An 11,859-nucleotide genomic window follows, 5' to 3' on the forward strand; every position below is an offset into this window, starting at 1 on the left:
ACGGCTAGTGCGCGCCGCCGCGCACTCACTCGGCCGCCGCAGCCGGCTGGCCGGTACCGCCATGGCGCTTTTCCCATCGGACGCGCAGGCGGTCCATATACAGATAAACGATCGGCGTCGTATAAAGCGTGAGCATCTGGCTCACGATCAGCCCGCCGACGATCGCGAGACCGAGCGGCGCGCGCAGCTCCGCGCCCTCGCCGCGCCCGAACGCAAGCGGCAGCGCGCCGAGCAGCGCGGCGCAGGTCGTCATCATGATCGGGCGGAAGCGCAGCAGGCACGCTTCCTCGATCGCCTCGCGCGACGCGAGCCCGCGCGTGCGCGATGCGTCGATCGCGAAGTCGACCATCATGATCGCGTTCTTCTTCACGATGCCGATCAGCAGAATCACCGCGATCAGCGCGATGATGCTGAACTCGGTATTGAAGAGCAGCAGCGCGAGCAGCGCGCCGACCCCGGCGGACGGCAGCGTCGACAGAATCGTGAGCGGGTGGATATAGCTTTCGTACAGAATGCCGAGCACGATATAGACGGCGGCCAGCGCGGCAAGAATCAGGATCGGCTGGTCGTTCAGCGACTGCTGGAACGCCTGTGCGGTGCCCTGGAAGCTGCCGTGTATCGTCGCGGGCACGCCAAGCCGTGCCATCGTGTCGTCGATGGCGGCCGTCGCGTCGGATAGCGAGCGGCCAGGCGGCAGGTTGAACGAGATCGTCGAGGCGACGAACTGCCCCTGGTGATTGACCGCGAGCGGCGTGTTGCCGGGCCCGAACGTCGCGATTGCCGAGAGCGGAATCATGGTTTCCTGCGACGTCGAGACGGCCGCGCCCGTCGAGGCGCCCGATTTGCCGCTCGCCGCAATCGAATTGTTCGCGAGATTGCGCGCGGCATCGGCGGCGATAGCCGCCGCATTCGACGAACCGGCGGCGCCCGCCGAGGTGCCGCCGCCCGCCGCGCCCGACGTGCTCGCGGCATTGCCCGATGCGTTCGTCGTCGTCACGGTGCCGGCCGTCGCGTTCGTCGATTGCGAGCCGCTCGCGGTGCCGCCCGTCGTGCTGATCCACACCTGCTTGAGCATCTCCGGGCTCTGCCAGTACTTCGGCGCGACTTCCATCACGACGTGGTACTGGTTTAACGGGTTGTAGATCGTCGATACCTGGCGCTGGCCGAACGCGTCGTAGAGCGTGTTGTCGATCTGCGAAGGCGTGATCTTGAGGCGCGCGGCGGTCGCGCGATCGATCGTCACGAACGCCTCGAGCCCGCTTTCCTGCTGGTCGGAATTGACGTCGGCGAGTTCGGGGCGCGCCTGCAGCGCCGTCGTGATCAGCGGCGTCCACTTGTACAGATCGGGCGTCGAATCGGCGAGCAGCGTGTATTGATACTGCGCGTTCGATTGCCGGCCGCCGACGCGGATGTCCTGCACGGCCTGCAGGAACGTGCGGCCGCCCGCGACGTGCGACAGCGGCCCGCGCAGCTGCTGGATCACCTGGTCCGCCGTGGCCTTGCGGCCGGGCTTCGGCTTCAGCGACACGTACATGAAGCCGGCGTTCGTCTGCCGGCCGCCCGTGAAGCCGACCACGTTGTCGACGTTCGGATTCGCCTGCACGATGCTCATCATCTCGGCGAACTTGCCCTTCATCGCCTGGAACGACGTGCTCTGGTCGGCCTGAATGCCGCCGACGAGGCGCCCCGTGTCCTGCTGCGGGAAGAAGCCCTTCGGGATGATGATGTACATCCAGATGTTGAGACCGATCGTTGCGAACAGCACGAGCAGAATGATCGGCGGATGACGCAGCGACCAGCCGAGCGTGCGCCGGTAGCCTTCCTGCATGCGCTCGAAGCCGCTTTCGAGCCAGCGCGAGATCCGGCCTTCCTTCTTTTTCTCACGCGGCTCGTGAAGCAGGCGCGAGCACATCATCGGCGTCAGCGTCAGCGACACGACGAGCGAGACGCCGATCGCCAGCGACAGCGTCAGCGCGAACTCGCGGAACAGGCGCCCGACGATGCCGCCCATCAGCAGGATCGGCAGGAATACCGCGACCAGCGAAATGCTGATCGACATCACCGTGAAGCCGACCTCGCGCGCGCCCATGATCGCCGCTCTCATGCGCGGCACGCCGTTCTCGATATGCCGCTCGATGTTTTCGAGCACGACGATCGCGTCGTCGACGACGAAGCCGGTGGCGATCGTCAATGCCATCAGCGACAGGTTGTCGATCGAAAAGCCCATCAGATACATCGCCGCGAACGTGCCGATGATCGAAATCGGCACCGCGACGCTCGGAATCAGCGTCGCGCGCCAGTTGCGCAGAAACAGGAACACGACCATCACGACGAGCGCGACCGCGATGATCAGCGTGTGCTCGGTGTCGGTCAGCGAGGCGCGAATCGTCGTCGAACGGTCGGCGGCGGGCACCACCTGCACGTCGCGCGGCAGCGACGCGACGAGTTGCGGCAGTTCCTCCTTGATGCGATCGACGGTCTCGATGATGTTCGCGCCCGGCTGCCGGTAGATGATCACGAGCACGGCGCGCGAGCCGTTCGAGAGGCCGAGGTTGCGCAGGTCCTCGACCGAATCGACGACTTCGCCGACGTCGGACAGATGGACGGCCGCGCCGTTGCGGTACGCGATGACGAGATCCTTGTATTGCGACGCTTTGTTCGCCTGGTCGTTCGTGTACAGCTGCACGTGGTTGTCGCCGAACTCGATCGAGCCTTTCGGGCTATTCGCGTTCGCGGAGGCGAGCGCGGCGCGCACGTCTTCGAGGCCGATGCCGTAGTGGAACAGCGCGTGCGGTTCGAGCTCGACGCGCACGGCCGGATTCGCCGAACCGCTGACGTCGACTTCGCCGACGCCGTCGACCTGCGACAGCGATTGCTGCAGCACGGTCGCGGCCGAATCGTAGAGCTGACCGGCCTGCAGCGTTTTCGACGAGACCGACAGGATCAGGATCGGCGCATCGGACGGGTTGACCTTGTGATACGTGGGGTTCTGCCGAAGACTGGCCGGCAGGTCGGCGCGCGCCGCGTTGATGGCGGCCTGCACGTCGCGCGCCGCGCCGTCGATATCGCGGTTCAGTCCGAACTGCATCGTGATGCGCGTCGTGCCGACGGAACTCGTCGACGTCATTTCGGTGACGTCCGCGATCGCGCCCAGGTGCCGCTCGAGCGGGCTCGCGACGCTCGTCGCAACGGTTTCCGGGCTCGCGCCCGGCAGCGAGGCCTGCACCGAGATGGTCGGGTAGTCGACCTGCGGCAGCGGCGCGACCGGCAGCTTCGAAAATGCGAAGAGGCCGGCGAGCGCGATGCCGATCGACAGCAGCGTCGTGGCAACGGGGCGCGCAATGAACGGACGCGACAGGTTCATCGGTCAGCTCCCGGCATCGGTGGCGGGCGGCGTCGCGCGGTTGCCGGGGCCATCGCCACGGTCGCCGCCGGGGTCGCCGCCCGTGTGGCGATGAAAGCGCGCACGCAGACGGCGCGCGAGCGAATCGAAGCCGAGGTAGATGACGGGCGTCGTAAACAGCGTGAGCAGCTGGCTCACGATGAGGCCGCCCGCGATCGCGATACCGAGCGGCCGGCGCAACTCCGAGCCTGCGCCGCTGCCGAGGATCAGCGGCAGCGCGCCGAGCAGGGCCGCCATCGTGGTCATGAGGATCGGCCGGAAGCGCAGCAGGCAGGCCTGATAGATCGCTTCGCGCGGCGGCTTGCCGTGTTCGCGCTCGGCTTCGAGCGCGAAGTCGATCATCATGATCGCGTTCTTTTTCACGATGCCGATCAGCAGCACGATGCCAATGATGCCGATGATGTCGAGATCGTGGCCCGTCAACCACAGCGCGAGCAGCGCGCCGACACCGGCCGACGGCAGCGTCGAGAGAATCGTGACCGGATGCACGAAGCTTTCGTACAGCACGCCGAGCACGATATACATCGTGACGATCGCCGCGAGAATCAGGAACAGCTCGTTCGACAGCGACGCCTGGAAGGCGAGCGCCGCGCCCTGGAAGCGCGTCTGGAACGACGCGGGCAAGCCGATGTCTTTTTCCGCCTGCTGGATGGCCTTCACGGCCGCGCCGAGCGACGCGCCCGGCGCGAGGTTGAACGACACCGTGGTGGCCGGGAACTGGCTCAGATGCGTGACGAGCAGCGGCGCCGGCCGCTCGTGGAACTTCGCGATGGCCGACAGCGGCACCTGGCCGCCGGCCGCGGTGGAAGAGGGCAGGTAAATCGAATTGAGCGAATCCGTGTAGTGCTGCAGCGTGGGCGTCGCTTCGAGAATCACGCGGTACTGGTTCGATTGCGTGAAGATGGTCGAGACGATGCGCTGGCCGTACGCGTCGTAGAGCGCGTTGTCGACGGTCGCGGGCGTGATGCCGTAGCGCGCGGCGGTCGGGCGGTCGATTTCCACGTACACGGACTGGCCGTTGCTCTGCAGATCGGTCGCGACGTCGGCGAGATCGGGCAACTGCTGCAGCCGTTCGACGAGCTTCGGCACCCAGGTCTGGAACTCGGCGATGTTCGGGTCCGTGAGCATGAACTGGTATTGCGTCGGGCTGACGGTCGAATCGATCGTCAGGTCCTGCACGGGCTGCATGTAAAGCGTCGCGCCGGGAATATGCGCGGTCGCGCGCTGCAGCTCGCGGATCACTTCGCTCGCGGTGGCATCGCGGTCGTCGCGCGGCTTCAGGTTGATCAGCATGCGGCCGCTGTTCAGCGTGATGTTGGTGCCGTCGACGCCGATAAACGACGTGAGGCTGTCGACGTTCGGGTTTTTCAGCACTTCGGCCGCGAGCGCCTGCTGGCGTTCGGCCATCGACTGATACGAGACCGACTGCGGCGCCTGCGTGATCGCCTGGATCACGCCGGTATCCTGGACCGGAAAGAATCCTTTCGGGATGAACACGTAAAGCAGCGCGGTCACGACGAGCGTGAGGACCGCGACGACGAGCGTGGCCGGCTGGCGGTCGAGCACCCAGCGCAGCGCGACGGCGTAGCGGTCGATTACGTCATCGATAAACGCATGCGCGCGCGCCTCGAAGCGGTGGCTTTCCTTCGGCGGCGTGTGGCGCAACAGCTTCGCGCACATCATCGGCACGAGCGTGAGCGACACGACCGCCGAGATGACGATGGTCACCGCGAGCGTGATCGCGAACTCGTGGAACAGGCGTCCGACCACGTCGCCCATGAACAGCAGCGGGATCAGCACCGCGATCAGCGACACCGTGAGCGAGATGATCGTAAAGCCGATCTGCTTCGAGCCCTTTAGCGCGGCCTGAAGCGGGGAGTCGCCTTCCTCGACGTAGCGCGCGATATTTTCGATCATCACGATCGCATCGTCGACGACGAAGCCGGTCGCAATGGTCAGCGCCATCAGCGAGAGGTTGTCGAGCGAGAAGCCACACAGGTACATCACCGCGAGCGTGCCGATCAGCGACAGCGGCACCGACAGGCTCGGAATGATCGTGGCGTAGATGTTCGCGAGGAACAGATACATCACGAGCACGACGAGCACGACCGACATCAGCAGCTCGAATTGCACGTCGCGCACCGAGGCCCGGATCGTCGTCGTGCGGTCCGTGACGACCTGCACGTCGAGCGCGGCCGGCAGCGATTGCTGCAGCGACGGCAGCAGTTTCTTGATGCTGTCGACGACCTGGATCACATTTGCGCCCGGCTGGCGCTGCACGTTCAGGATGATCGCGGGCGTGGCGTCGACCCACGCGCCGAGCTTGGTGTTTTCCGCGCCGGGAATGATCTTCGCGACGTCGGTCAGCATGACCGGCCGGCCGTTCTTGTAGGCGACGACCGCGCTCTGATACGCATCGGCGTCGGTCAGCTGATCGTTCGCGTTGATCGTAAACGCATGCGTGGGGCCGTCGAAGCTGCCCTTCGGCGTGTTGACGTTGAGGTTCGAGATCGTGGTGCGCAGGTCGTCGAGGTTCAGGCCGTACGACGCCAGCGCGAGCGGGTTCGCCTGGATGCGCACGGCCGGGCGCTGGCCGCCCGACAGGCTCACGAGACCGACGCCGCCGACCTGCGAAATCTTTTGTGCGAGACGCGTGTCGGCAATGTCCTGCACCTGCGTGAGCGGCAGCGTGGTCGACGTGATGGCGAGCGTGAGGATCGGTGCGTCGGCCGGGTTGACCTTGGCGTAGATCGGCGGCGCGGGCAGATCGGACGGCAGCAGATTGCCGGCCGCGTTAATGGCGGCCTGGACTTCCTGTTCGGCGATATCGAGCGGCAGATCGAGGTTGAACTGCAGCGTGATGACCGATGAACCGGCCGAGCTTTGCGACGACATCTGGTTCAGCGAAGGCATCTGCCCGAACTGCCGTTCGAGCGGCGCGGTGACCGACGATGTCATCACGTCGGGGCTCGCGCCCGGATAGAAGGTCTGCACCTGGATGGTCGGGTAATCGACTTCGGGCAGCGCGGAAAGCGGCAGAAAACGCAACGCGACGAGGCCGACCAGCATGATCGCAGCCATCAGCAACGCAGTGCCGACGGGGCGCAGGATAAAGGCGCGGGATGGATTCATGCGATATCAGTGGTCCTTGAAGCGTGTCCTTGAAGCGTGTCCTTGAAGCGGGCGCCTGAAGCGGTTATCTGAAGCGAGCCTCATTGCGACGACGCTTGCGACGCGTGCCGATGACGGTGCGCATGCGCGCCCGATGCAGCCGACGCGCCGGCGGCCCAGGACGCGCCTGCCGTCGCCGACGCGCCCGACGCGCCTGCCGGATGCTCGGCCGGAATCGTGATCTTTGCGCCTTCCTTCAGGCGGTCCGAGCCGTCGGTCACGACGCGTTCGCCAACCTGCAGGCCCGACGCGATGCTCGTGCGCTCGCCGTCGACCGGGCCCACCGTGACCTTGCGTACCGTGACCGTGTTATCGGGCTTCACGACGTAGACGAACTGACCGATCGAGCCGTTCAGCACCGCCGACGTCGGCACGATCGTCGCGTTGTGGATGACGTCGACAAGCAGACGGGCGTTCACGAACTGGTTTGGGAACAGCATGTTGCCGGTGTTCGCGAAGTTCGCGCGCAGCTTGACGGTGCCGGTGGTCGTATCGATCTGGTTGTCGATCGTTTCGAGGTAGCCCGCTTCGAGCGACGTCGAATTCGTGCGGTCGTATGCGGTGACGGACATCTTCGTCCTGCCGTTCAGTTGCTTGAGAATGGCCGGCAGATTGTCTTCGGACGTCGTGAAAATCACGCTGATCGGCTGCAGCTGCGTAATCACGACGATGCCGTTCGCGTCGCCGGGCGTCACGTAGTTGCCGGGGTCGACCTGGCGCAGGCCGACACGGCCCGCGACCGGCGCGGTGATACGCGCGTAGGTCAGATCGAGCTTGAAGGTGTCGATATTCGCCTTGTCCGATTGCACCTGCCCTTCATATTGCTTGACGAGCGAGGCCTGCGTATCGACCTGCTGGCTCGCGATCGAATCCTGCGCAAGAAGTGTCTGATAGCGCTTCAGATCGAGACGGGCCGTCTGCAGCAGCGCCATGTCTTTCGCGAGCGTGCCTTGCGCGTTCGCAAGCGAGATCTGATAGGGGCGCGGGTCGATCTGCGCGAGCAGTTCGTCCTTCTTCACCATCTGGCCTTCCTGGAACGCGACGGTCTGCAGCGTGCCCGAGAGCTGCGTGCGCACGGTGACGTTCGCAAGCGGCGTCACGGTGCCGAGCGCGGTGATGACGATCGGCATGTCGCCTTGCGTGACCGAGGCAACCTTGACCGGCTGCGGCTGGTTCGCGAATGCGCCGCGCCGGCCGCCGCCCGTGCGGCCGGCGTGCGCGCCGCTTGCACCGGCCGCGGCGCCGGCGTGCGCGCCTGCGTCGGCCTTGCGCCACGGATGCCAGCGCACGAGCACGATCGCCGCGACGACGGCGATGGCCAGCGCCAGCCATATCGCCCGGCGGCTGCGCCGCGGTCCGCCGCCCGGTGCGGGAGGCCGGTTTGCAGGGGCAGGTGCGGGAGGCGGGTTGCGGTTGGTGTCCGACTGCTTTTGTATTTCGTCCATCGGTTCGATCAGCTGGCTAGCGAGGTATGGGCAACACTACGGAGTATCGCGAGGCTGCACGACGGTCCACATATCGATACGGCGCGTGGTGCGTGCGGCGCGCCGATCGGCTGGCGCGGCCGAAAAGCGAACGCGATGCGGCGTTTTAAAAAAGCAAGAGGCAAGGCACTGACTCAAGCGGGACAAAGAGCGAGGCAAAGAGCGTAATTCCAGCAGGCGCAAAGCGCGCGGAGCCTGCGGACGCCGGCCGCGCGCATCGGTCGGTGACACCATGGACCGTCCGTGCGCAGCCGCAGCCATACGATAAAGCTTGAGCGTGTAGGCGACGTGTAACACGCGACACACCGGTAACGCCGCGGGTATCGCTGCGGCGCTTCGCATGTCCACCCGGCAGATGTCAATGCAACGATGCGCCGGCGGCGCCTTGCCGCGGGCATGTCCGCGCTTGCAGCAAGCTTGCGCGGACCGGCATGAGCCGCAAGAAGCATGATGCTACGTCCCACCCTGGTAACAGTCCAGCCTGTGTATTTTTCGCAAGGTTACGTAGGTTACAGATTGAAAACGTCAGGCTGGCAGCGAGGGATGGCGGTTCCCGATTGCCCGCGGGCGCGGGCAGCCGCGTGTCTGAAACGCTGTTCCGGATTTTCAACCGGCTGCGGGGTCCGCGCTGCGCTCCGTCAGTTATAGCGTCGGTTAGACGCCGTTTAAGCGTCCGTTTCATTATATCCGGATGACTTTTCCGGGCCCATATTCAGGAGATTTTGCTTGACTTGGTCAGCATAACCATAAAAAATTGGGACTTTATTCCGAAAGCATGATCTCCGGTCATTCCAGCGGCAGCGGGTCTTTCTTGATTTTGTGGCTGTGCCAGCATATGGATGACTTACGGCACGACTAACATTCGGGGCGTGGTCGGCAACATTAATGGACACAGCCAGGGCGTTTCGGATTCCGTCTCTCAGGTTCTAGCACGGCCCTCGGAATGGCTAGAACTTTTTAAGGCGCCACGGTTACGTGGCGCCTTTTTTTTGGCGCATATTGCAACGTCCTTGTTCAGACTCGCGCCTAAAGATGAATTGATCGCAATAAATATTTGCTTGCGTAAATCATATCCGGGAGTTAAAAATTTCAACGTCGTGATTTCGACAACCGGTGGCCCAATCCGAGATCGGTCGCAATCTGCCAGGTATAGACGCGCGAATAGTGCACGCCGAAACGCGAGCCGATCAGTTCGCGCAATCTTCCATTGGTCCACGCATCGCTTGGAAAGCCGTGCTCTCTCGCGGAGCCGCGCAATGCGTTGGCAATCCATTCGCGCGCCATATCGTCGAGTACTGACGTACGGCCGCCGATACTGATCCGGCGCAATGCGTCGAGACCACCATCGTTGAGAATCGTTTTATAGCGACGCACAGTATAAGTCGATATATGCAGTGCGTCGGCGACGGCATCGATGGTCGCGCCGTCCGTCAACATTTTGCCCGCCAGCATCCTGCGGGCGACGCTCGGAAGATTATCTGTGGTGGAGCGCATTTTTGTCTCGTCCATAGGAAATCCGTTGGGCAGCGCGCGCCGCGCCGCTTACCGGAAACAGCGTCAAGGGGAATTTCCGCTTATCGCGGCACTTCGTGGAAAACGCGACCGGATTAGTCGCGATGCCAGTTTCAATGCGGTAACAAAGAAGCTGTTTCTCAATACTAATAGCGCTTTTTTACATTTCCTGATAGCTACCGTATGAAAAATCATCGTCGGAAAGCCGCAATTTATTTTTCCTTTGAAATGAGGAATTCATTTTGCATAGTGTTTGGAGCGTGGTTATTTTTTCCCGGTGGCTTCATAAGTGACCGCATATAAGGCTGTCCACGTTCGTTAGCCTTTAAGCAATATACAAAAAGACAATCACTCGCAATTGCCGCCTGATCGTTCGAATGCGCCCGGCCCTCGCAGTCGATAAATCTCGTGGATGCAGGTTCAGGATCGAAGTCAATCACCCTGCTAAATAATCGGCGGGCCGATAGGGGAGTTCACGTCTCGCGATAAATTTACTTGTCGGTTTGATTTTTATAGGCTATGGGAATTAATAGCCATGGATGCGGAAACAGGTAAATGGCGAGGCATTAAGGGAGGTGCGAACGCCGGCCGCTCAGCTCGGGTCTGTGCGGCGGCGGCGGCGGCGGCGACATCGAGGCGTCGAGGCATCGGGGTGGCGGTTGCGACGCCGTCGCGACCGCCACCTCCTAACGGGCGTCTCACTGCTTCGCGAGACTCGGTTCTTCCGGTGGCTTCGGAATGGTGTCGCCCCAGCCGCCACCCAACGCGCGAATCAAGGCGACGGTCGATTCCGCCTGGACGCCGCGTAGCTGCACGTCGACGCGGCGTGCGTCGAGCACCGTGCGCTCCGCGTCGATCACATCGAGATAATTGACCGCGCCTTCGTTGTACTGCACGCGCGACAGGTGGGCAGCGCGCGAAGAGGCCGCGACCGCGCGACCCTGTGTCTGCGTCTGGTCTTCGAGGATGCGCAGGTCCGACAGGTTGTCTTCCACCTGCTGGAACGCGACGAGCACCTGCTCGCGATAGTTCGCAACCTGCTCTTCGAACTGCGCGTGGGCGTTCTTCAGGTTGCCCTTGCGCCGTCCGCCGTCGAAGATCGTTTGCGTGAGCGCGGTGCCGGCGGCCGGGCCGGCGAGGAACGCCCAGCTGCTCGCGCGGAACAGGTTGCCGATGGTGGCCGCCTCGAAGCCCGCATTGCCGGTTAGCTCGAGCGACGGGAAGTACGCGGCGCGTGCGATGCCGATGCGCGCGTTCGCTGCCGCCATCGCACGCTCGGCCGCGGCGACATCGGGCCGCCGCTCGAGCAGCGCTGACGGCAGGCCCGGCGGAATGCGGATTTCGACCGGGGACAGCGGGTTGGCCGCCATCGTGAATTCCGAAGGCGTCTTGCCGAGCAGCACGGCGAGGCTGTGCTCGGACGAGGCGCGCAAACGCTGCACGGTCAGCAGGTCGGAGCGCGTGCTTTCGAGTTCGGCCTTCGCGCGCGCGACATCGAGTTCGCTGATTTCGCCGTCGTCGAAGCGGTGTTGAACGAGGCCGAGTGCCTGCACGCGCAGATCGACCGCATTCGCGAGCACCGCCGCTTCGCCGTCGAGTTCGCGCAGCGAGAAGTAGTTTTGCGCCACGTCGGCCTGCAACGCGAGCAGGACCGAGTGCAGCAATGCTTCTGTTTGCTGCGCGTCGGCCTTGGTCGCGTTGTAGTTCGAATCGACGCGTCCGAACAGATCGACCTCGTACGAAGCGCTCGCCTGCGCGCGCCAGATTGTCTGCTCCGGTATATGCGTGCCGTCCGGTTCGAGAAACGATACCGCGGAGATCTGCTGGCGTGTCGGTCCGAAGCCCGCGTTGATGGTCGGGAAAAATCCCGCGCGTGCGACCTCGTTCAAAGCGCGCGCTTCCTTCACGCGCGCGACGGCGGCCTTCAGGTCCTGGTTTGCGTCGTGGGCCTGCTGTTCGAGCGAATCGAGCGTCGGATCGTCGAAGACGGTCCACCACTGTCCTCGCGCGATGGCTTCGGACGGCTGCGCGGTTTTCCAGGTGCCGTCGGTCGGCACCCTGATTGCCGTCTGCGTGAAGTCGGCCGCGGTTTCCTTGTACGCGGGCGCGACCTGCGCATCGGGCACCTGATATTTCGGCGCGAGCGAACAGGCCGTTGCCGCGAACGCGGCGGCGACGAGCGCTGCGAGCAGCGCCGGGCGTTTCAGAGGCGCGCTTTGCCGCGTCGCGCTTTTCGAAGCGGCGCTTTTCAGCGCCCGATTTTCCGGGAGTGTTTTCATTGTCGTACGC

General features: G+C 64.0%; 6 protein-coding genes and 1 pseudogene. 1 reads left to right on the plus strand and 6 read right to left on the minus strand.

Translation table 11 applies throughout. The annotated features are described in order from the left end of the window. Positions 1 to 25: 25 nt before the first annotated feature. From QYH69_RS11430 to QYH69_RS11450, 5 genes and pseudogenes are all read right to left on the minus strand, one after another. Positions 26 to 3,364: an efflux RND transporter permease subunit gene (locus QYH69_RS11430; protein ID WP_308831967.1), complete on the minus strand. Its 3,339-nt coding sequence runs from the start codon at positions 3,362 to 3,364 to the stop codon at positions 26 to 28. A 3-nt stretch (positions 3,365 to 3,367) separates the two neighbouring features. Continuing rightward, positions 3,368 to 6,535: an MdtB/MuxB family multidrug efflux RND transporter permease subunit gene (locus QYH69_RS11435; protein ID WP_308831968.1), complete on the minus strand. Its 3,168-nt coding sequence runs from the start codon at positions 6,533 to 6,535 to the stop codon at positions 3,368 to 3,370. 80 nt (positions 6,536 to 6,615) lie between these two features. Continuing rightward, on the minus strand, positions 6,616 to 8,019 hold the full coding sequence (locus QYH69_RS11440; RefSeq protein ID WP_308831969.1) for an MdtA/MuxA family multidrug efflux RND transporter periplasmic adaptor subunit: 1,404 nt from the start codon (positions 8,017 to 8,019) through the stop codon (positions 6,616 to 6,618). 1,128 nt (positions 8,020 to 9,147) lie between these two features. Beyond that, positions 9,148 to 9,432 carry a transposase gene (locus QYH69_RS11445; RefSeq protein WP_308832037.1) on the minus strand — a complete coding sequence of 95 codons (285 nt, stop codon included), beginning with the start codon at positions 9,430 to 9,432 and terminating at the stop codon, positions 9,148 to 9,150. A gap of 9 nt (positions 9,433 to 9,441) precedes the next feature. After that, positions 9,442 to 9,495, minus strand: a pseudogene (locus QYH69_RS11450) (hypothetical protein); the annotation flags it as partial. Between QYH69_RS11450 and QYH69_RS11455 the strand changes: the two are divergent. Next, positions 9,473 to 9,757, plus strand: a complete 285-nt coding sequence (locus tag QYH69_RS11455; RefSeq protein WP_308831970.1) for a hypothetical protein — start codon at positions 9,473 to 9,475, stop codon at positions 9,755 to 9,757. The pseudogene QYH69_RS11450 and the gene QYH69_RS11455 sit on opposite strands and share 23 nt — an antisense overlap. Positions 9,758 to 10,268: 511 nt before the next feature. Here QYH69_RS11455 and QYH69_RS11460 read toward each other — a convergent pair. Continuing rightward, a complete protein-coding gene (locus QYH69_RS11460; protein WP_308831971.1) occupies positions 10,269 to 11,849 on the minus strand; it encodes an efflux transporter outer membrane subunit in 1,581 nt (526 codons plus the stop codon). Between the last annotated feature and the right edge of the window lie 10 nt (positions 11,850 to 11,859).

Source organism: Paraburkholderia sp. SARCC-3016 (assembly GCF_031119615.1).
Lineage (GTDB): Bacteria > Pseudomonadota > Gammaproteobacteria > Burkholderiales > Burkholderiaceae > Paraburkholderia.

Excerpts from the sequence above, each read along its gene's own strand:
- QYH69_RS11455 (WP_308831970.1), top strand. The coding sequence starts at position 9,473 with ATGGTCGCGCCGTCCGTCAACATTTTGCCCGCCAGCATCCTGCGGGCG.
- QYH69_RS11440 (WP_308831969.1), bottom strand. The coding sequence starts at position 8,019 with ATGGACGAAATACAAAAGCAGTCGGACACCAACCGCAACCCGCCTCCC.
- QYH69_RS11460 (WP_308831971.1), bottom strand. The coding sequence starts at position 11,849 with ATGAAAACACTCCCGGAAAATCGGGCGCTGAAAAGCGCCGCTTCGAAA.
- QYH69_RS11430 (WP_308831967.1), bottom strand. The coding sequence starts at position 3,364 with ATGAACCTGTCGCGTCCGTTCATTGCGCGCCCCGTTGCCACGACGCTG.
- QYH69_RS11435 (WP_308831968.1), bottom strand. The coding sequence starts at position 6,535 with ATGAATCCATCCCGCGCCTTTATCCTGCGCCCCGTCGGCACTGCGTTG.